The sequence below is a fragment of the Aquabacter sp. L1I39 genome (assembly GCF_017742835.1).
Lineage (GTDB): Bacteria > Pseudomonadota > Alphaproteobacteria > Rhizobiales > Xanthobacteraceae > L1I39.
The window spans coordinates 3,828,730-3,853,548 of the sequence record NZ_CP072392.1 but is presented as its reverse complement, the minus strand read 5'-3'; the positions used below and the strand labels follow the sequence as shown (position 1 = coordinate 3,853,548).

Below are 24,819 nucleotides of genomic sequence, written 5' to 3'. Positions count from 1 at the left end.
CCCGGACTTTCAAGATGGGGCGCAAGAGGGGGCGCATGGATCGCCGGACGACCGCCGCTCGCGAGGCACAGGCAAATTCAATCAATGCCCCCGCGCGCGCGGCGCGGGGGATGAGGCCGGGGCGCGGTGCCTCACGCACTGGCGCCGGCATCGCCGACACGGTCGGCATAGATGTAGAGCGGACGGGCATTCTGCTCGACCACTTCCTTGCTGATGACCACCTCTTCGACGCCTTCCAGACCCGGCAGGTCGAACATGGTGTCGAGCAGGATGCCCTCCATGATGGAGCGCAGCCCACGGGCGCCGGTCTTGCGCTCAATGGCGCGGCGCGCGATGGCGCCGAGGGCCTCCTCGTGGATGGTCAAGTCCACATTCTCCATCTCGAACAGGCGCTGATACTGCTTCACCAGCGCGTTCTTGGGCTCGGCCAGGATCTGCTTGAGCGCGGCCTCGTCCAAATCCCCCAGCGTCGCCAGCACGGGCAGGCGGCCGATGAACTCGGGGATGAGGCCGTACTTGAGCAGATCTTCGGGCTCCACCTCGCGAAACAGCTCGCCGGGGCGACGCTCCTCCACGGGGGCGACCTTGGCGCCGAAGCCGATGGACGTCCCGCCCTTGGAACGGCCCGAGATGATCTTGTCCAGCCCGGCGAAGGCGCCGCCGCAGATGAACAGGATGTTGGTGGTGTCCACCTGCAGGAATTCCTGCTGGGGATGCTTGCGCCCGCCCTGGGGCGGCACGGAGGCGACCGTGCCTTCCATGATCTTCAGCAGGGCCTGCTGGACGCCCTCACCCGACACGTCCCGGGTGATGGAGGGATTGTCGGACTTGCGACTGATCTTGTCGATTTCGTCGATATAGACGATGCCGCGCTGTGCCCGCTCCACATTGTAGTCGGCCGCTTGGAGCAGCTTGAGGATGATGTTCTCCACGTCCTCGCCCACATAGCCCGCTTCCGTGAGCGTGGTGGCGTCGGCCATGGTGAAGGGCACGTCCAGGATGCGGGCGAGCGTCTGGGCCAGCAACGTCTTGCCCGAGCCCGTCGGGCCGATGAGCATGATGTTGGACTTGGCCAGTTCAACGTCGCCATGCTTGGTGGCGTGGTTGAGGCGCTTGTAGTGGTTGTGCACCGCCACGGAGAGGACCTTCTTCGCATGGTCCTGGCCGATGACATAGTCATCGAGAACCTTGCGGATCTCCTTCGGGGTGGGGATTCCGTCCCGCGACTTCACCAGCGAGGACTTGGATTCCTCACGGATGATGTCCATGCACAGTTCGACACACTCGTCGCAAATGAAGACCGTAGGCCCTGCGATGAGCTTGCGGACCTCGTGCTGGCTTTTGCCGCAGAACGAGCAGTAGAGCGTGTTCTTGCTGTCGCTGCCGCCGGTCTTGCTCATCTTCATCTCCGTCTGGCCCCCTTTCCGCGCACCCGACGTGCCCGGATCAGGGACCGAGTTCAGGAGCCGAAACGGGATTTCCGCCTCTGCTCCCAGGTCCAGCCGCCGGGCCGGACCTCAGCCAACCATCCTCGAGCGATACGTTCAAGGCATATGCACAGATTATGCCTAAGCCGGCATGCTCGAGGGTTGCACCGACCCCGACGCCGAAGCGCCGGAGATGTTCCGTCCCACTCGCCCCGCAGAGAGACACTGCAGGTCGAGCCCCCGCTTGTCACCATGGCGCCCGCCGGGAGATCTGGAACGATCCCGGACGGAGTCCATGAGACGGGCGGGCAGGAGCCGGCTCACCACCGCATGCAAGCGCGATCTTGCACTGCACGCAAGTGCCGGAAATCGCCCATACCCGAAAATGCGCCGGCGGGCCGGGACCGGAAGGTCCCCGCGCCCGCCGGAGAAATGCCGGGCGCCGGGCGCCCAATGTGGTCCGCATACAAGGCTGCGGGCCAGTTTGTCAGGCCTTGGCCGGCTCGTCGGCGGGGCGCTGTTCGATCACCGAATCGATCAGGCCGAAGTCCTTTGCGGCGCCGGCCGTCATGAAGTTGTCGCGCTCGAGGGCGTTCTCGATTTCCTCGAAGGTGCGGCCGGTATGCTTCACGTAGATTTCATTCAGCCGCTTCTTGAGGCTGAGAATTTCCTGGGCGTGCAGCATGATGTCGGTCACTTGGCCCTGGAAGCCACCGGACGGCTGGTGGACCATGATTCGGGCGTTCGGCAGCGCAAAGCGCATGCCCTTTTCACCAGCCGTCAGCAGCAGGGAGCCCATGGAGGCGGCCTGGCCGATGCACAGCGTGGAAACGGGCGGGCGGATGAACTGCATGGTGTCGTAGATGGCGAGGCCCGACGTCACCACTCCCCCGGGGGAGTTGATGTACATCGAGATTTCCTTCTTCGGATTCTCGGCTTCCAAGAACAGCAGCTGCGCCACCGCCAGGGTCGACATGCCGTCTTCCACGGGGCCGGTGAGGAAGATGATGCGCTCCTTCAGGAGGCGCGAATAAATGTCATAGGCCCGCTCGCCACGGTTGGTCTGCTCGACCACCATGGGAACGAGGTAATTCATGTAAGTATCGATGGGGTCGCGCATCTGAGATCCTCGGGCGCGGCCGCCCGCAAGGGGCCGGCCGCGCGCTATCGTCGCAGTGGAGAAACAGCGCCCCGATCAGGCCGCCTTTTCCTCATCCTCCTTGTAGAGCTCCTCGCGCGTGACTTCCTTCTCGGTCACGTTTGCAAGCTCCAGGAGGAAGTCGACGACCTTTTCCTCGAACAGGGGCGCACGCACGGACGCCATCGCCTGCGGATTGCGGCGATAATAGTCCCACACCTGCTGCTCCTGACCGGGGAATTGGCGCGCACGCTCCACCACCGCACGCGTCACTTCGTCGTCGCTGACCTGAATATTGTTACGCTCGCCGATTTCCGCAAGCACCAGGCCGAGACGCACCCGCCGCTCGGCGATGCGCTGATAGTCAGCCTTGGCCTCGTCCTCGGTGGTGCCTTCGTCGGCGAAGCTCCGGCCCTGGGCGGTGAGGTCCTGCTGGACCTGGGACCACACGCCGTCGAACTCCTGAGACACCAGGGTCGGGGGCACGTCGAACTTGTGCAGGCCATCCAGGGCGTCGAGCAGGGCGCGCTTCACCTTCTGGCGGGCGACGCCGGCATGCTCGCGGGCGATGCGCTCGCGCACCTGGGTCTTCAGGGCGTCGAGCCCCTCAAGGCCCAGGGACTTGGCGAACTCGTCGTCGATGGTCAGGGCGCCCGGGGCTTCCACGGCCTTGGCGGTGACCTCGAACGAGGCGGCTTTGCCAGCCAGCTCGCGGGCCGCATAGGCCTCGGGGAAGGTCACGGAGATGGTGCGGGTCTCGCCGGCGGAAATGCCCTCGATCTGCTCCTCGAAGCCGGGGATGAAGCTCTTGGAGCCGAGCACCACCTGGATGTCCTGGCCCGCGCCGCCCTCGAACGGCACGCCGTCGATGGAGCCCACGAAGTCCACGGTCACGCGGTCGCCGGTGGCGGCGGCGCCGTCCTTGGCCTCATAGGGACGGTTGGCGTCGGCGAGACGGTTGATGGTCTCCTCGACCTCAGCGTCGGAGACGGCGACCACGGGCTTCTCGATGGAGATGTCCTTGAAATTGCCGAGCTCGATCTGCGGCAGGATTTCCAGCTCCACCGTGTAGGACAGGTCCTGCCCGCCCTCGATGACGCTCTTGACCTCGGCCTCGTCGCTCGGCAGCTCGACGCGCGGCTGCAGCGCCAGGCGGAAACCGCGCTCCTCGACGATCTTGCCGTTGGCTTCGGTCACCGCGGCCTCGATCACCTCGGCCATCACGGACTTGCCGTACACCTTCTTCAGATGCGCGACCGGCACCTTGCCAGGGCGGAATCCGTTGATGCGCACGCGGTCCTTGAGCTCGGAAAGCCGGGTGCTGGCCTTCGCGTCCAGTTCCGCGGCGGGGAGGACCACGCGGAACGCGCGCTTGAGGCCGTCGGCCTGGGTTTCAGTCACCTGCATCGTCTTGCCTTCGTTCACTGTCCGCCTCGGGGCGGCTCTTTTCGTAAAAGGGTCGCTTCCACCGGAAGGGGCATCGTTCCGCTGCGACGGCATGGTGCGGGCGGAGGGTTTCGAACCCCCACGACTTTCGTCACGGGAACCTAAATCCCGCGCGTCTACCAGTTCCGCCACGCCCGCGGCCTCTACGAAACCGACCCTGCGGCATCGCCGGAGACCATCGCCTCCAACGCCTGCCGCGGGAACGCCTGCTGTCGCTCGGGTCCACGCTTCCGGCACGGCTCAGCGGGTGCGTGATCCCTTGAATCGCGCACCGACCGAGCGGGCGCTTATATCATGGGGAAATCGGCGTGCAGCAAGAAAAAGCGCCCGTCCCCGGCCCTCTCGCCCTTTTGCACGAAATCGCGCAGCCAATGGCCAAGCGCGGGCTTGGCAAGGGCAAATGCATCTTGCCCTTTGTCCGGCGAAAAGGGATGGTCCCGCCGTGGGCATCGCATCCCCGGGGGTTCGTTCATGTTGCGGTATTGGGATCCTTCTCGCCGTTCGGTTCTTGCCGGCGCAGCGGCGCTTATCGCGAGCGGGGCCTTGCCGCGCCTTGCCGTGGCCCAACCCGCAGCCGGCCCGGTCCGCCTCAAGGCCGCCAGCGTCGAGCGGATCGAGCTTGGCGGATCGAAGCCCCTTGAACTGTTCCAGAATCTTCTGCCGGGCCCGGTCCTGCGGGTGAAGCGCGGCGCCTCCCTCGCCGCGTTGGTGGACAATACACTCAAGGCGCCATTGTCGGTGGTGTTTCCAGGCGTGCGTACGGCCGATGCGGTGGCTGGCATCCAGGGCTTTACCGGCGAGGCGGTGGCACCCACCGGCAGCAAGGACATTTCCTTCGCTCCGCCCGACGCCGGCTCCTTCTTCTATCGCGCCTTCGACCCGGCGCAGATGCTCCGCGGCCTTGTGGGTGCGCTCATCGTCGAAGAGAACGAGCCGTCTCCCTTCGCGGCGGATCAGGCCCTTGTGATCCAATCCTTTTCGCCAGATCCCACCATGAAGGTGCCGCTGCTGACAGTGAATGGTGCGGTTTCCCCCACCATCGAGTCGCCCGCCGGCGGACGCTCGCGCGTGCGGCTGATGAACGCGTCGCCGCACTTCCTGCGGGTGCATGTGGTGGCGGCGGCGCCCTGCTATGTTCTGGCCGTGGACGGCCAGCCCACCGAGCCCTTCGTGATGAAGGACGGCCGGGCCCAGATCACCCCGGGCGGGCGTCTCGACATCACGGTGGACATGGGCACCGCCAACCCCGTGGTGCTGGAAGTGGAGACCAGCCAGCTGCCGGTCCAGCTCGCCATCCTCGTGCCTGTGGGCCCCGGCACGGCAACGGGGGCGCCGGCAAACCTTCCGGCACCCGCCCCCCTGCCCTCCAACGGCCTGCCCGCGACCATCCCGCTGGACAATGCCACGCGCTACCAGGTGAGCCTGGGCGGCCCCGCCGAACTGAACACCCTGCCGAGTCTGGGCACCGTGGAGAAAGGCTCCACCGTGGTCCTGGCGCTGGAAAACCCCCATGACGTTCCGGTGGCCGTTCAGCTCTTCGGCACCCCTGCCCGGATCCTCGACGGTGTCGATGATGGCTGGAAGCCGTGGTGGCATGATGCCATTGCGGTTCCGCCCAAGGCCACGGTCCGCGCGGCCCTGGTCGCCTCACTGCCCGGCAAGTGGCCGATCCTGGCCCAACGGGCCGGCGACGGCGTCCTGATGGCTGCAAGGTCCTATCAGGTGAAGTGACACTGACATTGCACCTGACATGGCGCGTGAATATCGCGCGTCATGTCATTGATAGCACTTGTGCTGCGCCGGAGCGCCGACCCGCACCGATCTCAAGATCACGGCCTTGACGTCTGGGCCAGTTGCGAGAACAGGCGGGCATAGACTTTGGGCAGAGCCTCCGGCAGGTCATCCGCGATCAGCCCTGGCCCCGCTTCTTGCGCGGCCTCCCCGTGCAGCCACACCGCCGCGCTCGCCGCCTCAAATGTAGGCATGCCTTGGGCGAGCAGCCCACAGATGAACCCCGCCAGCACGTCGCCCGCACCTGCCGTCGCAAGGTAAGGCGGAGCGTTCTCAGCGATGACGGCACGCCCATCCGGCGCGGCGACCACGGTGTCCGGCCCCTTCAGAACCAGCACCGCCCCCACCCGCCGGGCCGCACGACGCGCGCGGACAAGCTTCGAGGACTGGCCGCTCACATCGGCATCATTGGAGAAGAGGCGGGCAAACTCCCCGTCATGGGGCGTCAGAACCGTTGCCCGCGCGCGTGCGAGGACAGCGGCGAGGGTGTCCGACCCGGACGCGAAGCTGGTGATGGCATCGGCATCCACAACCAGGGAGCGGTGAGGCGCCGCGGCGATGGCGAGCTTTTCGCGCGTGCCGTCCCCCACACCGAGCCCAGGCCCCAGCAGAACTGCATTGAACCGCGAATCGCCGAGCAGGCCATCCAATTCCGCCGCTGTGTCCACGGGCCGCGCCATCAGGGCCGCATAGGACGCAGCATGTACATCCCGGGCGTCGCGAGGGCAGGCAATGGTGACGAGCCCCGCCCCGGCCCGCAGCGTCCCGCGCGCGGACAGCCGAGCGGCGCCTGCAGTCCAGGCGCCACCGCTCACCACCACCCCATGGCCGCGCCCATATTTGTGCCCCTCGGCGCGAGGCACGGGAAAGGTGTCGAGCCAGCTGGCCGGCTCGTTCACAAAGGTGAGCGGCGCGATCTCTTCCAGTACGGCGTCTGGAATGCCAATGTCCGCCACCCGTACCGGCCCGCACAGGAGGCGGCCGGGCATGAGCAGATGGCCAGGCTTCCGGCGAAAGAAGGTGACGGTTTCAGTGGCCCGCGCGGCCGCACCCCGGATCTGACCGGTGGCACCATCAAGGCCAGACGGAAGGTCCACCGCGATGACCGGCCGCCCGCTCGCCGCGATCTTCTGAACCACCTGGAGGGCCGCCCCCTCCAGATCGCGTGCAAGGCCGGCGCCGAACAAGGCATCGACGATGACGTCACAGGCGGCAACATCCACCACCTCAGCCGCCTCGACGTCCCCTTTCCAGCCTTCCGCCGCCCAGGCCGCATCCCCCTTCAGCCCGTCGCGGTGACCGAGCAGCGCCACGCGCACGCGATAGCCCCGCTGGGCCAGCACCCGCGCCGCCACGAAGCCGTCTCCGCCATTATTGCCCGGTCCGCACAGGATCAGGACCCGGCTCGACAGGGCCCGACGCGCCACGACATCGGCGACGGCCCGCCCGGCCCGCTCCATCAGTTCAGTGCCCGCGATACCGCTTTTGATGGCGAGGGCATCGGCCCGTCCCATTTCGGCAGGGTCCAGAAGCGCGTTCATTTCAACACCCCCGCATGTGCCTAAATCGCGCACAAGGACGCCCGTCCCCGCGGCGAAAATTTCGCCCAAACAATAAACATTTGGCGTATAACCGGGCACAGTTGGTTCCGGACGCCGTTCCTCATCCTGTATTGACGCCCATGGCACGCATCCTGCTTAACCGGATGGCGGCGCGGCCGGCCGGCGGTGGGGCCGGGCCACGGGGAGACGGAGCGCATGAAGAAGATCGAGGCCATCATCAAGCCCTTCAAGCTGGACGAGGTGAAGGAGGCCCTGCAGGAAGTCGGCCTGCAAGGCATCACCGTCACCGAAGCGAAGGGATTCGGGCGGCAGAAGGGCCACACGGAGCTGTATCGCGGCGCCGAGTATGTGGTGGATTTCCTGCCTAAGGTGAAGATCGAGGTCGTTTTGCCCGACGATATGGTAGAAAAGGCCGTGGACGCGATCCGCCGCGCCGCCCAGACGGGGCGCATTGGCGACGGCAAGATCTTCGTCTCCAGCATCGAGGAGGCGATCCGGATCAGAACCGGAGAGTCGGGCCTCGATGCCATCTGAGGTTCTGCAAGCAATAAGATGTATCTGTAGGAAAGGCTCAGATCCACATGACCACCGCCAAGGATGTCCTTGAGTCCATCAAGGCCAACGACGTGCGCTACGTCGACCTGCGCTTCACCGATCCCCGCGGCAAGTGGCAGCATGTCACGTTCGACATCTCCATGATCGACGAGGAATTCTTCGCCGAGGGCACCGCCTTCGACGGCTCGTCCATCGCCGGCTGGAAGGCGATCAACGAATCCGACATGCAACTGATGCCGGACCTCGAGACCGCCTGCATCGATCCCTTCTTCTCCGAGACCACGATGTCCATCGTCTGTGACATCCTGGAGCCCACCACCGGCGAGCCCTACGGCCGTGATCCCCGTTCGATCGCCCGCAAGGCCGAGGCCTATGCCAAGTCCACCGGCATCGGCGACACCGTCTATTTCGGCCCCGAGGCCGAGTTCTTCATCTTCGACGACGTCCGCTTCAAGGCCGACCCGTACAACACCGGCTTCAAGCTGGATTCCGTCGAGCTGCCCACCAATTCCGACACCGACTATGAAGGCGGCAATCTCGGCCACCGGGTGCGGACCAAGGGCGGCTACTTCCCGGTGCCCCCGATCGACAGCGCCCAGGACATGCGTTCCGAGATGCTCGGCGCCATGGCCAAGATGGGCGCCAAGGTGGAAAAGCACCATCACGAAGTGGCGTCCGCCCAGCATGAGCTCGGCCTGAAGTTCGGCCCGCTCGTGACCATGGCCGACCACCTGCAGATCTACAAGTACTGCATCCATCAGGTGGCCAACATCTACGGCAAGACCGCCACCTTCATGCCGAAGCCGGTCTATGGCGACAACGGCTCGGGCATGCACGTCCACCAGTCCATCTGGAAGGGCGGCAAGCCCCTGTTCGCGGGCGACAAGTATGCCGACCTCTCGCAGGAATGCCTGTGGTATATCGGCGGCATCATCAAGCATGCCAAGTCGCTGAACGCCTTCACCAACCCGCTGACCAATTCTTACAAGCGGCTGGTCCCCGGCTATGAAGCGCCCGTGCTGCTCGCCTATTCGGCGCGCAATCGCTCGGCCTCCTGCCGCATCCCCTACACCAACAACCCGAAGGCCAAGCGCGTCGAGGTTCGCTTCCCCGATCCCGGCGCGAACCCCTACCTTGCCTTCGCGGCCCTGTTCATGGCCGGCATGGACGGCATCCTGAACCGCATCGATCCTGGCGCGGCCATGGACAAGGACCTCTACGACCTGCCCCCCGCGGAGCTGAAGCAGATCCCCACCGTCTGCGGCTCGCTGCGCGAGGCCCTGAAGGCCCTCGAGGACGACAATGCCTACCTGACCAAGGGCGGCGTCTTCACCGAGGACTTCATCAGCGCCTATATCGACCTGAAGATGACCGAAGTGATGCGTTTCGAAATGACGCCCCACCCGGTCGAGTTCGAGATGTACTACTCGGTCTGATCGTCCCGCAGCGGACGAGCATCCGGAATCGGGGGCGCCTTTCGGGGCGCCCCTTTTCGTTTGCGGTGCCCGATCTTTACGGATTGAAAAGGAACGGCCCCGCTCCGTCTCCGAAGCGGGGCCGCTTTAACAGCGAGAAGATGCCCCCGCGCTATTCCAGCATCTCGCCATAGGCCGGCGGCTGGGGCGACGTGAGCAGGGGCCGCTGGCCTTTGCGCAGGCGGAAATACACCTGCGCCGCGATCAGGATCACAGCGAGCATGAGGAAGGTGGCGCTGATGGGGCGTTCAACGAACGTCATCAGATCGCCCCGCGAGATCAGCATGGCCCGCCGGAACGTCTCTTCGAAGCGCGGTCCAAGCACGAAGCCGAGCATGATCGGCGCGGGATGAAATCCGAGCTGGAGCAGGACATAGCCGCCCAGGCCGATGACAAGGGTCTCGACCACCGCGAACAGATCGTTATTGGCGCTGTAGACGCCGATGCAGATGAAGAAGAGCGCGCTGGGATAGAGATATTTGTACGGGATGGAGAGCAGCTTCACCCAGATGCCGATCATGGGCACGTTCAGGATCACCAGGAGGATGTTGCCGATCCAGAAACTGGCGACGAGGCCCCAGAAGATGTCCGGGTGATCGGAAATGAGCTGCGGCCCCGGCGTGATGCCCTGGATGATCAGGGCGCCGAGGATCAGCGCCATGACCGCATCGCCGGGAATGCCAAGGCTCATGGTCGGGATGAAGTCGCCTTGCACCGCGGAGTGGGTGGAAGCCTCGGGGCAGGCAACGCCCTCAATGGCGCCATTTCCGAAGCGGTGCGGCGTCTTAGAGATCTTCTTCTCGGTGGAATAGGAGACGAAGGAGGCGATGGTCGGCCCGGTGCCGGGAATGAGGGAGCACAGGGCGCCGATGAGGGTGCCGCGAATCATGGCGGGAAAGGCGAGCTTCATGTCCGCCCTGGTGGGCCGCATGTCCGAGAGGCTGATCTTGCTGTCCCGGGTGGAGACCTTGGCCACGCGGTTCACGCTCTTCAGGAACTCGGCGACGCCGAAGATGCCGAGCGCCAGCGCCACGATCTCGATGCCGTCCATCATTTCGGTGATGCCGAAGGTGAAACGCGGCTCGCCGGTGTTCACATCGGTGCCGGCAATGCCCAGCAGCAGGCCCAACACTGTCATGGCGACGCCCTTCAGGGGCGAGCTCTTGGCGAGAGTCGCGCCGGCCAAGAGGCCCAGCAGCATCAGTGAGCAGATGTCAGCCGGCCCGAATTTCAGCGCCACGGTCACCAGGAACGGAGCGAAGAAGATCATCTCGATGATGCCGAACGATGCGCCCACGAAGGACGAGATCATCGTCACGCCCAAGGCCACGCCGCCCCGCCCCTGTTTCGTCAGCGGGTAGCCGTCAAGACAGGTGACAGCGTGGGGAGGATGGCACGGCAGGTTCAGCAGGATGGAGCAGATGGCCCCGCCATACTGGGCGCCATAGTAGATGCCCGCCAGCATAAGGATGGCGGCCACTGGCTTCATCGCGAAGGTCAGCGGCAGGAGCACCGAAATAGCGGCCATGACGCCCATGCCCGGCAGCACGCCGACCACGTTGCCAAACAGCACGCCGACAAAGCACCAGAGCAGGTTTTCCGGCTGAAGCGCGACGCCGAAGCCATGATAGAGGTCGGTCAGAGCGGTGATCATTGCGCGCCCCTCACCACAGCTTGAGCGGGATCTGGAGGGCGTACCAGAACAGCCCGATCAGCACGCCAGTCATGACACTGGCGAGAACCAGGGCCGCCTTGAGCGTCATGGTGCGGTCGCCCATGGCGGAGATGAACACCAGCGCAAACGTCGCCGGTGCGAAGCCGACGAATTCCGCGAGGCCGATAAAGGCCAGGATGCCACCCACGATGGCGACGAAGCCGCGCACATCCGGCAGATGGAAATGCTCGCCCGGCTCCAACTGGGTGGTTCCTCCGCCCTTCATGAGCGTCCCGATGGCAATGGCTGCGCCAATGCAACCAAGGGTGACGCCCAGGATGATGGGGAAATAGCCGGTGCCCATGCGGAACAGGTTACCCACCTGGTGGGAGAGCCCTTCAACCACGGCGCCAATGCCCAGCAGAAGCAGGAGCACCCCACCGTAGAGATCTCGCCAGGTGAGAAAATGCCGGACGACGGCCTCCGTACGAGGATCGGAATGCTCTGCGCCCGCAGGTCCCTTCCCGTCCTTCGGCCCAATGATTGGGGTCGACATCGATTACGCTTCCTTCCCAATGTGCCAGTTCTTGTTTTTCTTTGGCGGCCTATTTGATGCGTCGACGCATACACACGATGCCAAACACAACATCAAGTATATTCCTTTGCGGAATGACCCGACGTCATGCATTTCATATGTAATTTTTGAGTCTTAGAACTAAAATTAAATGACGTTGCGGCATCTTTTTTGTCGTCGCCACATGAGATTACATGATTTTTATTGTTACCCGCTGTCAAGCATGAAGATCGCGCTGGACCTGCCGATGTCCCCCTTCCGCCTCAGAGGGCAGGGCCGTGCGGAGGTCGCGGGACGCCGTGAAGCCGAGGCGGGCCCGGTGCGCGGGACCACACCTCCCGCCTTGGCTCGCGGGGGCGGGAGGAAAGGAGAGAGCGTACTTTGAAAGGGGAGAGCCCCTTCGCGGGCCTGGACTGGATCCGACCAGACAGAATCGACACGGGATGCCGCCGGTGGGTGAATCCGCCACTTGCAAAGCGGTAGAGGGCGCCCCCATTTAATGACGATGGCGACGGAGCAGCGACGGGCTCAGTACGCCAGCCAGATGGCCCCGCCGATGAGAACCGCTTCCCCCGCCAGCACGCCGGCCAGGATGGAACGGCGAAAGGCAAGGAAGCCGGCGATGCCGGCAACGACACACCCAAGCCGCAGCGCCAGTGGAATATCGGCCAGGGCGCCGGTGGGCATGAGGATGAGGCGTGCGATCACCGCCGCAAGCAGGGCGCTCGCCACCGCCTTCACCCAGATGAAGATCTCGCTGCCCTCCTGCACCCGGCGGCCGGCGATCACGGCCAGCGAGCGCCAGATTTCGGTCGGCAGGAAGCCCACCAGGAGCATCACGAAGATGGCGGTCCATTCGCTGCTGAAGGGGTAGCTCACCGCCGACGCCTCCACCAGCGCCCCACAAGATAGGCCGCCGTGCCGCCGCCGAAGCCGGTGATCATGAGATCCGCCCCGCCACTCATCCCCACCACAAAGGGCGCGGTGAGCGTGCCGAACGCCAAAGCCAGCCAGTCGGTGGTGTCCCGAGCGCCGCGAATCAGCAGCAGAGTGAAGGACATGGGCGTCATGAAGAGCAGCCCCGCCCCCATCGAGGCCGGCAACTCGCCTGCGAGAAGGAAGCCGGCCGCCGTGCCGGTCATGCTGAAGACCAGCAACATCAGCCCGAAGCCGAGCACGAACGGGGGGCGGCCATTCATGGGAACGTGGGGCAGGAGCCTCTGCCCTTCCACCCACACCGTCATGGCGACGAAATGGGCGCACACCAGGTCCTTCCACAGGCTGCGCCGCGGGCCGCGCATGAGCGGCGCGATGGACACCACCATGGGCAGGAGGCGAATGGAGGAGAGCGCCACCGCCAGCGCGATGGCAGGGAGCGCCGTCCCGCTCACAAGCCCGCCGACCATGATGACCTGGCCGGGCAGCGCCCAGATGAAGAAGGTGGACAGGACACCCGCGACAAAGGGAAAGCCCACCCCGTGCAGGAGGCCCCCATAGCCGATATAGCCGGCGAACAGCACAAAACCGGGCACCGAAACGGCACACCGCGCTCCGTGGGCAAACCACCCAAGGGTACCACGGGGCGCCGGCGACGCCATTCCGGCCGGGCCTCCGGGCATCGGCGGCTGAGCAATGGTCAAGGCGAGGTCTCGAACTGCTGCGACGGCGGGCAAACTAGCATCGGGCACACGCGCACTGAACCTGTCACTGGCGCAGGGCTTTAGCCGGTTTCATGCCGATGCCGCAGGGCGTTTGGAAGGTGGACGCACCACGGCCCAGTGCACGCGGAAACCGCTTCCCCCGCACCCTCCGGCATCTTAGAACCGTGTGTGCTTCCCGGGAAAAAGTTTGACACGTGCGCGTCGTTCCCATCTCCTACACCGATCCTGCCGCCGCCTTCGAGGCCTTCGCGGATGAGCCCGTCGCGGCCCTGCTTCAGAGCTGCGCTCCGGACGGACCGCGCGGGCGGTATTCCTACATCGCAGCAGAGCCTTATCGGCTGATCGTCGCCACCAGCCACGGCGTTATGGTGGATGGAGAGCCGGTGCCCGGGGACCCCTTCACGGTGCTGGAGCGGGAACTGGCGAGGGTCCCGGATGCCGACGGCCCCTGCCCTGTGCCCTTCCGCACCGGCGCCGTGGGCTTTCTCGGCTATGAACTTGGGCGCCATCTGGAGCGCCTGCCGGTGCCACGTCTCCTTGGCCCCGGTCAGCCGGAAATGGTCATGGGGCTTTATGACACCGTCATTGCCTTCGACCATCAGGAGGAGAAGGCCTATGTGATCTCCAGCGGCGCGCCGGAAGTCGACTCCGGCGCCCGCGCCCGCAGGGCGGCGATGCGCGCCCACGGCTTCCTGCATCGCCTCTCCGGCGTGAACGAGACGCCGCGCACGCCAGACTGGACGCCGCAGAGTGCCTGGCAGCCGGATCTCGACCGGACGGAGGTGGAGGAGCGGATCGCGCGCACCATCGCCTATATCCGCGCCGGCGACATCTTCCAGGCCAATATCACCCAGCGTTTCACTGCCCGCATGCCGCCGGACCTGGGCGACCGGGGGCTCTATGCGCGCCTGCGCGCCCTCTCGCCGGCGCCGTTCGCGGCTCTGCTCACCTGCGGCCGCGCCATGGCGGTGGCGAGCGCCTCCCCGGAGCGCTTTCTCAGCCTCGCCGCAGACCGCTGGGTGGAAACCCGTCCCATCAAGGGCACCCGCCCGCGCCATCTTGATCCTGCGCAGGATGCAACGCTGGCCGCCGAGCTATCCGCCAGCGCCAAAGACCGGGCCGAAAACCTCATGATCGTCGACCTCATGCGCAACGACCTGGGGCGCGTGGCGGAGCTGGGTAGCGTGACGGTTCCGGTGTTGAACGGGCTGGAGACTTTCGCTTCCGTCCACCATCTGGTCTCGGTGGTTCGCGCGCGGCTGCGGGAGGGTCTGGGACCGGTGGACCTGCTGCGCGCCACCTTCCCCGGCGGCTCCATCACGGGCGCCCCGAAAATCCGCGCCATGGAAATCATCCACGAGTTGGAACCCGCCCCGCGCGGCGTCTATTGCGGCGCCATCGCCTGGATCGGCTTCGATGGGGCGATGGATTCCTCCATCGTCATCCGCACGCTGGTGCGGGTTGGCGACACGGTGATGGCGCAAGCGGGGGGCGGCATCGTCGCCGATTCCGATCCCGCGGCCGAATATGAGGAGGGCATGGTGAAGATCGCCCCGCTCCTGCGCGCCGTCGCCGGCCCTGCTCCGGAGAGGTAAGCCCATGAAGATCTGGCTGAACGGCTCGGTGGTGCAGGCCGCGGTCACCGGCATCTCGCCACAGGATCGCGGCTTCACCTTGGGCGATGGCCTGTTCGAGACCATGAAGGTGGTGCAGGGGCATATTATGCGCCTGGAAGGGCATTTGGCGCGCCTGGAAGAGGGCGCGCGGGTCCTGCGGATGCCCCTGCCCTGGTCACGGGACGCCCTGGAGGCCGCCATCCGCGCGGTGATCGAAGCCAATGCCCTGACTGATGCCGTGGCGCGGCTGACGGTGACGAGAGGGACGGGGCCGCGCGGCATCCTTCCCCCGACGGATCCGCACCTCACCCTCCTGGTCTCAGCCGCCCCCCAGCCCGGCCCCTTGCCGCCGGCGCGGCTTTGCGTGGCGCAGACCACGCGCCGCAACGAGCACTCCCCGCTCGCCCGGATCAAGTCGCTTAACTATCTCGACAATATCATCGCCCGCCAGGAGGCAGCGGAGCGCGGCTATGACGATGCCCTGTTGCTGAACACCCAAGGGCAGATCGCGGAAGGTACCTATGCCAATCTGTTCGCCATCATTGACGGACACCTGGTGACGCCGCCGGTCAGCGACGGCGCCTTGCCCGGCATCCTGCGGCGCGACGTGCTCGCCGCCGGTGGGCGCGAAATGACCCTCACGCCAGAGGCCTTGGCACGCGCCGAAGAGGCGTTCCTGACCTCCAGCCTCGGCATCCGCTCCCTCCAATCCATTGAGGATCGCCCGTTGCCGTCCTGCACCATGGCCGAGCGGCTGAAAGAGGCCTTGCGCTGACGGGCGGCACATCCGCCGCCCGTCCCCGGCCATGGCGTATCACGCCGCGAAGGCCTCGCCCTTAGGCGGAATGACCACCTTGGCCGGACCGTCCTTCAGCGCGTCCGCGAACGGCGCCGGATCCTGGATCAGCAGGCCGAACGTGGCGTAGTGGCAGGGCACCACGGTCTTGGCGGTGATGAAGCGCTTGACCGCCAGCGCGGCGGTGGCGGGGCCCATGGTGAAGCGGTCGCCGATCGGCACAAAGGCCACGTCGGGGGCATGGATTTCGCTGATGAGCGCCATGTCGGAGAAGAGGTCGGTATCCCCCAGGTGCCAGACGGTCGGCTCGCCCGGCGCCTTGACGATGATGCCGTTGGGATTGCCGAGATAGGTGGGATTGGCGCCGCCGCCACCCGAGGAATGGTCCGCCCGCACGAAGGTGACGCTGAAGCCGCCCATGTCCACCGTGCCGCCAGTGTTCATCATCTCGAACGCGCTGAGGCCCTCGCCGCCCAGATGGGCGCACACCTCGGGATTGGCCACCACCTTGACGGTGCGGCCGGCTGCCTCCGCCCCCTTCACGATGGCCACGGTGTCGCCGATATGATCGCCATGGCCATGGGTGAGGAGGATATGGGTCACGCCCTCGGCGGCCTTGGCCTTGTCGCTGACGAAGGCCGGATTGCCGGTAAAGAAGGGGTCGAAGAGCACCACCTTGTCCGCGAAATCCAGGCGGAACGCGGCGTGGCCGAACCAGGTAATTTTCATGAGGTGCCTCTTTCGGTCTTGAACGGCGGGCGGAGCATGCCGAAAGGCCGGCTGCGGTGCAACGCATCTCGCGCCGGTGGCGAGCCCACCCCATCCATGGTAGCCAAGGCCATGTCCGATCAGAATGTTCCGCCCCCGCCCGAAGCGCCCGCCCCTGTTGTCCCGCTGGCAGAGCTGGCGCCGCTGCTGGCGCCGCGCGGCGGCCTGATCGGCCTGGATCTCGGCACTAAGACCATCGGGGTTGCCGCCTGCGATCCGGACCGGAGGCTCGCCACCGTGGTGGAGACGGTCAAGCGGACCAAATTCACGGCGGACGCGCAGCGCCTGCTTCACCTGGCGCAGGATCGGAAGACTGTCGCCTTCGTCCTCGGCCTTCCCCTCAACATGGACGGCACCGAAGGCCCTCGCGCCCAGGCGAGCCGAGCCTTTGCGCGAAATTTTTCCCGCCTCACCAGCTGCCCCATTGCCCTGTGGGACGAGCGTCTGTCCACCGCGGCGGTGGAGCGGGTGCTCATCCAAGCGGATGTGAGCCGAGCCAAGCGGGCGGCGGTGATCGACCAGCATGCGGCCGCCTTCATTCTCCAAGGCGCCCTGGACTTCCTGGCGCAGCAGGCGCGCCGGATCGAAGCATGACCCCCGTCGACGCCCCGATTCGCTCTGGTTTTGCACCCGAGATGTTCCGCGCGGAACCGCGACCGTCCCATTTCGGGACACGATCGCCGCGCCCCTAAGCCATGGCCACAGCACCCTTCATCCCCGTCTGCCTCGCCGACTATGAAAGGCTCGCCCTGGAGCGCCTCAGCGAACAGACAAAGGCCTATCTGGAAGGGGGCGCGGCCGATGAGATCACGCTGCGTGAGAACCGTGCCGCGTTTGATCGCATCCGACTGTCGCCCCGCATCCTGCCCGATCTGAAAGGGGCGAACACCCGCTTGTCGCTCCTGGGGCTCGACCTGCCCCACCCCATCCTGGTGGCGCCTACCGCCTATCACCGCCTCGCCCATCCCGAGGGCGAACGGGCGACTGCGCAAGGCGCGGGCGCCATGGGTGCGGTGATGGTCGTGAGCACTCAGGCGAGCGTGGCGGTGGAAGAGATCGCCTCCCTCGCCACCGCGCCGCTCTGGTTCCAGCTTTACATGCATCCAGACCGGGACGTGACGCAGCACCTGGTTCAGCGGGCAGAAGATGCCGGGTGCGGCGCATTGGTGGTCACGGTGGACGCCCCGGTGAGCCTGCGCAACCGGGAACAGAGGGCCGGCTTCCGCCTGCCGGCGGGTGTGGATGCTGTGCATCTGAGGGGCCTGCCGCCCTTGCCCACGCCCGCTTCCGCCGCCATGGGCGAGGTGCCTGTCTTCACCGGCGCACTGGATGCCTTGCCCGGATGGGACGATCTGGTGTGGTTGCGGGATGTGTCCCGCCTGCCCCTTCTGCTGAAGGGCATCCTTCATCCCGACGACGCCCGCCGGGCGGTCGATCTGGGCATGGACGGCGTCATCGTCTCCAACCATGGCGGCCGGGTCCTCGATACGGTGCCCGCCGCCATCAATGCCCTGCCTTACGTCACAGAAGCTGTCTCGGGGGCGGTGCCCGTCCTGCTGGATGGCGGCATCCGGCGAGGTACTGACATCCTAAAAGCCCTGGCGCTCGGGGCGCGGGCCGTGCTGGTGGGGCGGCCTTGCCTGCATGGTCTGGCGGCCGCGGGCGCGCCCGGCGTCGCCCATGTGCTGCATCTGTTGCGGGCGGAACTGGAAGTGGCCATGGCCTTGACTGGACGCACGACGCTCGCGCAGGTGGATCGTTCAGTGCTCTGGCCGCCTGCGCCCGACCCTGCGTGACTTTCAGCTTGGCTATTTTTTCCGGAACCGGATGCTTGGCCGTGCGTTGCTCCAGCGAAACAAACGGAGACTTCGCTATGAGCCGCACCGGTCTTTATGCCATCATCGCCGTCCTGGTGGTTGCTGGCGGCTATTTTGCCTACCAGACCTATCAGGAACACGAGAAGGATGAGCGCTCGCTTCAGATCGAGGTGGGTCCGAACGGCGTCAAGGTCGACCCGCCGTCGCGCTGACCAGGCCGTTCGGGGCCTTCACGCCGCGACGCTTGACCTGAAGTGCCACGGCTTTGGTCTGGTCTCGCGCCACCTCCTGGCACAGAGGTCCCTCAAGTTCATGATGCAATGCACCCTCCGCCCATATGGCGGACACCACCTTTCCCCCTTTGTCACAATGACCTGATGCCCAGCACTCATTTTCCCGACCCAAGGAAAATGAGTGCCTGCGCGCCACATGTATTCGCCTGCAATGCGCCGCAGCAGCCGAGATCTGGTATTTCTGCGTAATTGCGGCCAAGCTTCCAACGACCTACGGTTCGCCCCATCGAGCGGGAGATGACCCATCGCGGCCAGCGGCCTGTGAAGGAAAGCAAGGATTTTTCGTCCCTGTGGGCGACTTATTCCGCTCTCTCCTTCGTGCCTCCTGGTGAACGGTGGCCCCCTCGGCATTCCGATTGCGCGGCACGCGCGACGGGACAGCAAGGAGCGATCCATGGGCGCGCAGACAACCACCTCCGGCACCCCCTCTCCCTTCGACCCGGCCGCTTGGTTCCCGACTGCGAAGGCGCTGCCCTCCTTCAAGTCCTTCGTCGAGGCCTGGACCAATCCGGGCAAGGCGCTGCCCGCTCTGCCCTTTGCGCGGACGACGGCGCTTCCGCATCTGCCCGGCGGCCCCTTCGCCGACTATCTTCAGGACAGCTGGCAGCGCTCGATCCTGTTTGCGGACCTGATGCGCCAGCGCGGCAACCAGCAGGAAGAGATCACCTCCCGCCCCACCGCCACGGTCCTCAGCTTCGACCATGAGGTGATCGCCAGCGGCCATGCCTTGCCGCGGCCCATCAACTATTCCCTCACCCGTATCATTCCTCCCCCTGGCGTGGAGGTGGATCCCACCCGCCGCCCGGTGGTGGTGGTGGACCCGCGCGCAGGCCAGGGGCCGGGCATTGGTGGCTTCAAGACCGAGAGCGAGATCGGCGAGGCCCTGGCCAATGGCCATCCGGTCTATTTCATCGCCTTTTCCGCCGAGCCGGAGCCCGGCCAGACCTTCCTTGATGTGGTGGAAGGGCAGGTGGCCTTCTTCGAGACGGTGGCGCACCTCCATCCAGACGTTCCCCCGCCCTTTGCCATCGGCAATTGCCAGGCCGGCTACCAGACGCTCATGGTGGCCATGCTGCGGCCGGACCTGTTCGGCCCCTGCATGGTCGCCGGCTCGCCCATCTCATACTGGCAAGGCGAGCACGGCAAGAATCCCATGCGCTATGCCGGCGGCCTTCTGGGCGGCAGCTGGCTGACCGCGCTGACCAGCGACCTGGGCAAAGGCAAGTTTGACGGCACCTGGCTGATCCTCAACTTCGACAGCCTCAACCCAGCCAACTGGTTGTGGGGCAAGCAGTATGACGTGTACGCGGCCATCGATACAGAGGGGCCGCGCTATCTCTCATTCGAGAAGTGGTGGGGCGACTTCATCACGCTGAATGGGGACGAGATCCAGTTCCTGGTGGACGAGATGTTCATCGGCGACAAGCTGTCCCGCAACGCCCTGCGCGCCAGCGACGGTTCGGTGTTCGACCTGCGCAACATCGACTCGCCCGTGATCGTCTTTACCTCGCTTGGCGACAATATCAGCCCGCCGCCCCAGACGCTGGGCTGGATCCTCGATCTCTACAAGGACGTGAACGACATCCGCGCCGAAGGGCGCACCATCGTCTATTGCATGAACCAGAAGGTCGGCCACCTCGCCATCTTCGTGTCCGCCAAGGTGGGCGCGAAGGAGGATGCGGAGATGGTGCGCCTCATGGACCTGATCGACTGCCTGCCGCCGGGCCTCTATGAATTGGTCATTTCCCCGGCAAGCGCGGAAGAGATAGCGGCCGGTGGTCATGTCTGGCAGAGCCGCTTCGAGGCGCGCTCGCTGGAGGACATCCGGGCCTATGGCCGCAACAGCACCGAGGACGATCGCGCCTTCGAGGCGGTGCGGCGGCTGTCCCAGATCAATCTCGCCCTCTACCGTACGCTGCTCCAGCCGGCGGTGCGAGCTCTCGCGACGCCGCAGATGTCGGACTTCCTGTTCAACGCCAACCCGCTGCGTCTGAGCTACCGGCTGTTTGCGGACAGCAACCCGATCATGAAGAGCCTCGCCCCCGCAGTGGAGCAGGCCAAGGCCAATCGCAGGCCCTTGGAGGACGACAATCCATTCCGGGCAGCCGAGAAGCGCGCGTCCGAGCAGATCGTCACCGCCCTGGACAGCTGGCGCGACCTGCGGGACCGCTGGGTGGAAGCGACGTTCTTCGCCTTCTATGGCTCACCTGTGGTGCAGGCAGCACTCGGCATCGGGGCGGACGAGAAGATCCGCGACTATCCTGCCGTCTCGCCAGAGAAGAAGGCGTTCCGGGAGCGCAAGATTGCCGAGTTCCGGTCGCAGGTGGCTGTGGGGGGCTTCAACGAGGCCCTGGTGCGGGCAGCGCTCTTCGTGATGTCCGCCGAGCAGGCACTGGACGATCGCAGCGCCTGGGTCCTCAACGAGGCGCGCGAGGACCTGATGCAGATGCCGATCGCCGCGTTCAAGGAACTGGTCCGGCATCAGTTCTACATCCTGCTCCTGGAATATGACGCCGCCGTCAAGGCCATCCCGCAGCTGGTGCCGCACCCGTCCGACCGGACGATCCTCGTGGACAAGATCCACGCCATGTCCCTTGCCGCGGGTCCGCTGAGCACGGCCGAACGCCAGCACATCCGCGCATTGGCCGAGCTTCTGCAAGTGCCAGTGCCGCCGGATGTGGCGAGTGTTCCGGTGGCCGGCGGCCCTGTGTTGGTAAGCGCCGCGGAATAAGGCCAACGCCCCTGCCACTCGACCATTCCTGGATCCGGAAGGATGGGGATGTCACGGCCGACGCCCTGTCGTGCCGAGCAAAGGGTGTTGCGCCGCATCAATTCAACCGCGCCAGCCATGGGCGAGCATGCGCGGGCTTGGCTTTAGGGCAGCGGGGAAGAGAGGCGGACATGTCACAGGCAATGGTGGCACCGGCCCATGAGGCCGTGGCGGGGAACGTGTCCGGCGCCGAAACGCGCACCTCCTCGGAGGCTGCGTCCCGGCTCGACCAGGCAGCCATCGCGGTCAAGTTCGAGGAACTGGAGAGCACCCCGAGCGGCCTTTCCGGCGCGCAGGTGAAGGTCCGCCAGGAAAAATACGGCCCCAACGCCATAGAGGCAAAGGAAGAGGGCAAGTGGGAGAAGCTGGTCGGCTATTTCTGGGGGCCCATCCCCTGGATGATCGAAGCCGCCGCCCTGCTCTCCCTCATCCGCTTCGACTGGCCCGACTTTGCCGTGGTGATGGGCTTGCTCATCTATAATGCCATCGTGGGCTTCTGGCAGGACAGCAAGGCGGCGAGCGCACTGGCCGCCCTCAAGCAGAGCCTCGCACTGAAGGCGCGCGCCTTGCGCGACGGCGCCTGGGTCACCATCGACACGGCGGACCTCGTGCCTGGCGACGTGGTGAGCGTCGCAGGTGGTGAGACGCTGCCGGCCGACCTTCTGCTGGTGGAAGGCAAGTACCTTTCCGTCGACCAGGCGGCGCTCACGGGCGAATCCTTGCCCGTGTCCAAGGCGGTGGGCGATAGCGCCTATTCCGGCTCCATCGTGCGCCAGGGGACCATGACCGGGCTCGTCACCGCCACCGGCAACGCCACCTTCTTCGGCCGGACCGCCCGCCTCGTGGCGAGCGCGGGGGCGAAGTCCCATGCGGAAAAGGCGGTCATCCAGATGGGGGACTTCCTCATCATCCTGTCGGCAGCGCTGGCCCTGGTGCTGGTGTTCGCGCAGGTGTGGCGCGACATCGGTGCCGACGGACATTGGGAATGGAGCCATGCGGGCTCCATCGTACAATTGGTGCTGGTGCTGCTGGTGGCCTCGGTGCCGGTGGCCACCCCTGCCGTCATGTCTGTCACCATGGCGCTGGGCGCGCTCGCCTTATCGAAGCAGAAGGCCATCGTCTCCCGCCTCTCCGCCATTGAGGAGCTGGCCGGGGTCGACATCCTATGCTCGGACAAAACCGGCACCCTGACGCTCAACCAATTGACGCTGCAGCCGGCCATTCCGTTCGGCGATGCCAAGCCGGAGGAGTTGGTGATGGCGGCCGCCCTCGCCTCCCAGCGCCAGAGCGACGACGCCATCGACAAGGCGGTGATCGCGGCGGCGGATGCCTCTGCGCTCGCCACCTACGTCCCCGTGGATTTCACGCCTTTCGATCCCGTCAACAAGAAGACCACGGCCAGCCACCGGGGGCCTGATGGGCAGGTGATCCATGTGGCGAAAGGCGCACCGCAGGCCATCGCCACCCTATGCGGCCTCACAGACGGCGACGCCGCCCGCGCCTATTTCGGCAAAGTGGAGGACCTTGCCCGCTCCGGCACCCGCGCCCTTGGCGTCGCCCGTTCCACGGATGGCACGAACTGGACCCTGCTCGGCCTCCTGCCCATGCTCGATCCGCCCCGGCCAGACGCCGCCGCCACCATTGCGCGGGCGAAGGAATTGGGTGTGACGGTGAAGATGGTCACCGGCGACGATGTGGCCATTGGCGGCGAGATTTCCCGCCAATTGGGCCTCGGCGACCGGCTGCTGGTGGCCAGCGACGTGTTCGGCAAAGATTCCAGCCCCGAGCGCATCGCCATCGACACCGCCCGCGCAGTGGAAGTGGCCGATGGCTTCGGCCGCGTCTTCCCTGAGCACAAGTTCGCCATCGTGAAGGCCTTGCAGGAGCGGGGCCACATCGTCGCCATGACCGGCGACGGCGTGAACGATGCGCCCGCCCTCAAGCAGGCCGATTGCGGCGTGGCGGTGAGCGGGGCGACGGACGCGGCGCGGGGGGCAGCGGCGCTGATCCTGACCGCGCCGGGCCTGTCCACCATCATCCACGCCATCATGGAGGCGCGGGCGATCTTCGAGCGCATCACCAGCTACATCTATTACCGCATCGCCATGACCATCAACATCATGCTGGTGGTGGTGCTGGTCTATCTCGTCTACGACTTCATGCCGCTGACCGCGATCATGATCGTGTTCCAGGCCTTGCTGGACGACATCCCGATCATGACCATCGCCTATGACAATGTGAAGGTTCAGGACCGGCCGGTGCGCTGGAACATGCACCGGATCATCTCCTTCTCCACCATCATGGGCCTGATGGCGCTGGTGCAGAGCTTCGGCATCGTCATGCTCGGCATGTTCTGGATGCGCAGTCCCGAACTCACCGCCATCCTGCCCATGGACCTGCCCCATGTGCAGACCATGCTGTTCCTTCAGCTGGCCGCAGGCGGGCATCTCCTGTTCTTCGTGTCACGGGTGCAGGGCACGCTGTTCAAGCCGCCTTATCCCAGCTGGCCGGTGCTGGCCGCGATCTTCGGCACCCAGGTCTTCGCCATCCTCATGTGCGCCTATGGCCTCTTCATGCCGGCTCTGCCCTGGCTGCTGATCGGCGTGGTGTGGGTCTATTGCCTCGCCTGGACGCTCATCATGGACGGGGTGAAGCTGCTGTATTTCCAGATGGTGGACCGGCGCGAGCGCAGCCGCAGCCTCATCGACGCACCGCTCGGCCCCATCGGGCCGGCCTGATGGGAAAATGGGCCGGTGCGCCCCGCACGCACCGGCCCGTCCGCTCACACCGAGAAGCCCAGGTCTTCCCGGATGGAAGCGCTGGCCAGAGCGGCGATGAACTGCGCGGCCTCAGCGCCGCGCGGACTAGAGAGCGCCACCGCCGCCGTATACATGGAGGTCAGCGCCAGAGGTCCGGGCAGTTCGCCGATCACGTCGAGGCCGTCGGTGGCGAGGATTTCGGTGGCCTGCGTACAGCCGAAGGCGCCCGGTGTCCCGGCGGCCGCAAGGGCAGCCATGGCGGTGGCGCCATTGGGAAACTCGCGGATGCGGGGCGCCATCTCCTCCGCAAGACCCAGCATGGCCAGCACCTTGGCCACATGCTGGCCGGCGGTGGATTTCGTCATGTCCGGCACAAAGAGGCTCTCCGCCCTCTGCCAAGCCCCCTTCAGGGCTTCGGGGGTGTGGACATCGGGATGGGCATGGCCGGCGGGCACGGCAACGCAGGTGGCGACGCGCCCCACATCGGTGATGCTTCCCGGCACGAGGCGCCCCTCAGCGTCGATTGTCTCGATGAGGGCTCGGGTCAGGATCAGGAAATCGGCCGGATCGCCCTCGCGAAACCGGGTGGCCATGCCCCCGACCGCCCCGAATTCCCCATCCACGGACAGCCCGGTCTTTTCCTTGAAAGCGGGGGCGAGGCGCCGCACCAGCCCATGGGCGGCACCGCCGCTCAAAACGCGCAAACTCGTCACGGGA

General features: G+C 65.9%; 20 protein-coding genes and 1 tRNA gene. 10 read left to right on the top strand and 11 right to left on the bottom strand.

Going from position 1 to position 24,819, the window contains the following annotated elements:
• Positions 1 to 131 precede the first annotated feature (131 nt).
• The 4 genes from clpX to J5J86_RS17425 all read right to left on the bottom strand — a co-directional run bounded on the left by clpX (position 132) and on the right by J5J86_RS17425 (position 4,149).
• Complete coding sequence (clpX, locus tag J5J86_RS17440) at positions 132 to 1,400, bottom strand: ATP-dependent Clp protease ATP-binding subunit ClpX (RefSeq protein ID WP_209100264.1); 1,269 nt, start codon at positions 1,398 to 1,400, stop codon at positions 132 to 134.
• A gap of 514 nt (positions 1,401 to 1,914) precedes the next feature.
• Positions 1,915 to 2,547, bottom strand: coding sequence for an ATP-dependent Clp protease proteolytic subunit (locus J5J86_RS17435; RefSeq protein WP_209100262.1), 633 nt, complete (start codon positions 2,545 to 2,547; stop codon positions 1,915 to 1,917).
• 75 nt (positions 2,548 to 2,622) lie between these two features.
• The gene (gene tig, locus J5J86_RS17430) at positions 2,623 to 3,972 is read right to left on the bottom strand and encodes a trigger factor (RefSeq protein ID WP_209100260.1); all 1,350 of its coding nucleotides are present in this window, start codon (positions 3,970 to 3,972) and stop codon (positions 2,623 to 2,625) included.
• A 92-nt stretch (positions 3,973 to 4,064) separates the two neighbouring features.
• Positions 4,065 to 4,149, bottom strand: a tRNA-Leu gene (locus tag J5J86_RS17425).
• 333 nt (positions 4,150 to 4,482) lie between these two features.
• Between J5J86_RS17425 and J5J86_RS17420 the strand changes: the two genes are divergently transcribed.
• A complete protein-coding gene (locus J5J86_RS17420; protein ID WP_209100258.1) occupies positions 4,483 to 5,742 on the top strand; it encodes a multicopper oxidase family protein in 1,260 nt (419 codons plus the stop codon).
• Between the two features lie 98 nt (positions 5,743 to 5,840).
• Here the strand turns inward: J5J86_RS17420 and J5J86_RS17415 are convergent, their stop codons facing one another.
• The gene (locus J5J86_RS17415) at positions 5,841 to 7,343 is read right to left on the bottom strand and encodes an NAD(P)H-hydrate dehydratase (protein ID WP_209100256.1); all 1,503 of its coding nucleotides are present in this window, start codon (positions 7,341 to 7,343) and stop codon (positions 5,841 to 5,843) included.
• A 216-nt stretch (positions 7,344 to 7,559) separates the two neighbouring features.
• Here J5J86_RS17415 and J5J86_RS17410 point away from each other — a divergent pair, with 216 nt between their 5' ends.
• Together J5J86_RS17410 and glnA are read left to right on the top strand one after the other, a co-directional pair.
• The gene (locus J5J86_RS17410; RefSeq protein WP_209100254.1) at positions 7,560 to 7,898 is read left to right on the top strand and encodes a P-II family nitrogen regulator; all 339 of its coding nucleotides are present in this window, start codon (positions 7,560 to 7,562) and stop codon (positions 7,896 to 7,898) included.
• A gap of 47 nt (positions 7,899 to 7,945) precedes the next feature.
• Complete coding sequence (gene glnA, locus J5J86_RS17405) at positions 7,946 to 9,355, top strand: type I glutamate--ammonia ligase (RefSeq protein WP_209100252.1); 1,410 nt, start codon at positions 7,946 to 7,948, stop codon at positions 9,353 to 9,355.
• A 151-nt stretch (positions 9,356 to 9,506) separates the two neighbouring features.
• Here glnA and J5J86_RS17400 read toward each other — a convergent pair whose 3' ends face one another.
• The 4 genes from J5J86_RS17400 to J5J86_RS17385 all read right to left on the bottom strand — a co-directional run bounded on the left by J5J86_RS17400 (position 9,507) and on the right by J5J86_RS17385 (position 13,154).
• Entirely contained in the window at positions 9,507 to 11,048 is a 1,542-nt protein-coding gene (locus J5J86_RS17400) for a tripartite tricarboxylate transporter permease (protein WP_209100250.1), read from the bottom strand.
• A 10-nt stretch (positions 11,049 to 11,058) separates the two neighbouring features.
• On the bottom strand, positions 11,059 to 11,604 hold the full coding sequence (locus J5J86_RS17395; protein ID WP_209100248.1) for a tripartite tricarboxylate transporter TctB family protein: 546 nt from the start codon (positions 11,602 to 11,604) through the stop codon (positions 11,059 to 11,061).
• Between the two features lie 546 nt (positions 11,605 to 12,150).
• Positions 12,151 to 12,501: an AzlD domain-containing protein gene (locus J5J86_RS17390; RefSeq protein WP_446698625.1), complete on the bottom strand. Its 351-nt coding sequence runs from the start codon at positions 12,499 to 12,501 to the stop codon at positions 12,151 to 12,153.
• On the bottom strand, positions 12,498 to 13,154 hold the full coding sequence (locus J5J86_RS17385) for an AzlC family ABC transporter permease (protein WP_247657673.1): 657 nt from the start codon (positions 13,152 to 13,154) through the stop codon (positions 12,498 to 12,500). The genes J5J86_RS17390 and J5J86_RS17385 overlap by 4 nt, the downstream gene beginning before the upstream one ends.
• A gap of 323 nt (positions 13,155 to 13,477) precedes the next feature.
• On the opposite strand from J5J86_RS17385, the gene pabB reads away from it, so the two are divergent.
• The gene (gene pabB, locus J5J86_RS17380; protein ID WP_209100244.1) at positions 13,478 to 14,878 is read left to right on the top strand and encodes an aminodeoxychorismate synthase component I; all 1,401 of its coding nucleotides are present in this window, start codon (positions 13,478 to 13,480) and stop codon (positions 14,876 to 14,878) included.
• A 4-nt stretch (positions 14,879 to 14,882) separates the two neighbouring features.
• The gene (locus J5J86_RS17375) at positions 14,883 to 15,674 is read left to right on the top strand and encodes an aminotransferase class IV (RefSeq protein WP_209100242.1); all 792 of its coding nucleotides are present in this window, start codon (positions 14,883 to 14,885) and stop codon (positions 15,672 to 15,674) included.
• Positions 15,675 to 15,713: 39 nt separating this feature from the next.
• Here the strand turns inward: J5J86_RS17375 and J5J86_RS17370 are convergent, their stop codons facing one another.
• Positions 15,714 to 16,424: a metal-dependent hydrolase gene (locus J5J86_RS17370; RefSeq protein ID WP_209100240.1), complete on the bottom strand. Its 711-nt coding sequence runs from the start codon at positions 16,422 to 16,424 to the stop codon at positions 15,714 to 15,716.
• Between the two features lie 111 nt (positions 16,425 to 16,535).
• Between J5J86_RS17370 and ruvX the strand changes: the two genes are divergently transcribed.
• The 5 genes from ruvX (at position 16,536) to J5J86_RS17345 (ending at position 24,081) form a co-directional block, all read left to right on the top strand.
• Positions 16,536 to 17,057, top strand: a complete 522-nt coding sequence (ruvX, locus tag J5J86_RS17365) for a Holliday junction resolvase RuvX (protein WP_209100238.1) — start codon at positions 16,536 to 16,538, stop codon at positions 17,055 to 17,057.
• A 101-nt stretch (positions 17,058 to 17,158) separates the two neighbouring features.
• Positions 17,159 to 18,259, top strand: coding sequence for an alpha-hydroxy acid oxidase (locus J5J86_RS17360; protein WP_209100236.1), 1,101 nt, complete (start codon positions 17,159 to 17,161; stop codon positions 18,257 to 18,259).
• Positions 18,260 to 18,336: 77 nt separating this feature from the next.
• Positions 18,337 to 18,492 (top strand): hypothetical protein, encoded by a 156-nt coding sequence (locus J5J86_RS17355; RefSeq protein ID WP_209100228.1) that lies wholly within the window; start codon positions 18,337 to 18,339, stop codon positions 18,490 to 18,492.
• Between the two features lie 475 nt (positions 18,493 to 18,967).
• Positions 18,968 to 21,304, top strand: a complete 2,337-nt coding sequence (locus J5J86_RS17350) for a DUF3141 domain-containing protein (protein ID WP_209100226.1) — start codon at positions 18,968 to 18,970, stop codon at positions 21,302 to 21,304.
• A 170-nt stretch (positions 21,305 to 21,474) separates the two neighbouring features.
• Positions 21,475 to 24,081: a plasma-membrane proton-efflux P-type ATPase gene (locus J5J86_RS17345; RefSeq protein WP_247657671.1), complete on the top strand. Its 2,607-nt coding sequence runs from the start codon at positions 21,475 to 21,477 to the stop codon at positions 24,079 to 24,081.
• Positions 24,082 to 24,125: 44 nt separating this feature from the next.
• Here the strand turns inward: J5J86_RS17345 and J5J86_RS17340 are convergent, their stop codons facing one another.
• Complete coding sequence (locus J5J86_RS17340; protein WP_209100224.1) at positions 24,126 to 24,815, bottom strand: molybdate ABC transporter substrate-binding protein; 690 nt, start codon at positions 24,813 to 24,815, stop codon at positions 24,126 to 24,128.
• Positions 24,816 to 24,819: the final 4 nt, after the last annotated feature.

Excerpts from the sequence above, each read along its gene's own strand:
- J5J86_RS17370 (WP_209100240.1), bottom strand. The coding sequence starts at position 16,424 with ATGAAAATTACCTGGTTCGGCCACGCCGCGTTCCGCCTGGATTTCGCG.
- J5J86_RS17345 (WP_247657671.1), top strand. The coding sequence starts at position 21,475 with ATGTCACAGGCAATGGTGGCACCGGCCCATGAGGCCGTGGCGGGGAAC.
- J5J86_RS17435 (WP_209100262.1), bottom strand. The coding sequence starts at position 2,547 with ATGCGCGACCCCATCGATACTTACATGAATTACCTCGTTCCCATGGTG.
- J5J86_RS17350 (WP_209100226.1), top strand. The coding sequence starts at position 18,968 with ATGGGCGCGCAGACAACCACCTCCGGCACCCCCTCTCCCTTCGACCCG.
- J5J86_RS17355 (WP_209100228.1), top strand. The coding sequence starts at position 18,337 with ATGAGCCGCACCGGTCTTTATGCCATCATCGCCGTCCTGGTGGTTGCT.
- tig (WP_209100260.1), bottom strand. The coding sequence starts at position 3,972 with ATGCAGGTGACTGAAACCCAGGCCGACGGCCTCAAGCGCGCGTTCCGC.
- J5J86_RS17375 (WP_209100242.1), top strand. The coding sequence starts at position 14,883 with ATGAAGATCTGGCTGAACGGCTCGGTGGTGCAGGCCGCGGTCACCGGC.
- ruvX (WP_209100238.1), top strand. The coding sequence starts at position 16,536 with ATGTCCGATCAGAATGTTCCGCCCCCGCCCGAAGCGCCCGCCCCTGTT.
- J5J86_RS17360 (WP_209100236.1), top strand. The coding sequence starts at position 17,159 with ATGGCCACAGCACCCTTCATCCCCGTCTGCCTCGCCGACTATGAAAGG.
- J5J86_RS17420 (WP_209100258.1), top strand. The coding sequence starts at position 4,483 with ATGTTGCGGTATTGGGATCCTTCTCGCCGTTCGGTTCTTGCCGGCGCA.
- J5J86_RS17410 (WP_209100254.1), top strand. The coding sequence starts at position 7,560 with ATGAAGAAGATCGAGGCCATCATCAAGCCCTTCAAGCTGGACGAGGTG.
- J5J86_RS17415 (WP_209100256.1), bottom strand. The coding sequence starts at position 7,343 with ATGAACGCGCTTCTGGACCCTGCCGAAATGGGACGGGCCGATGCCCTC.
- J5J86_RS17400 (WP_209100250.1), bottom strand. The coding sequence starts at position 11,048 with ATGATCACCGCTCTGACCGACCTCTATCATGGCTTCGGCGTCGCGCTT.
- clpX (WP_209100264.1), bottom strand. The coding sequence starts at position 1,400 with ATGAGCAAGACCGGCGGCAGCGACAGCAAGAACACGCTCTACTGCTCG.
- glnA (WP_209100252.1), top strand. The coding sequence starts at position 7,946 with ATGACCACCGCCAAGGATGTCCTTGAGTCCATCAAGGCCAACGACGTG.
- J5J86_RS17395 (WP_209100248.1), bottom strand. The coding sequence starts at position 11,604 with ATGTCGACCCCAATCATTGGGCCGAAGGACGGGAAGGGACCTGCGGGC.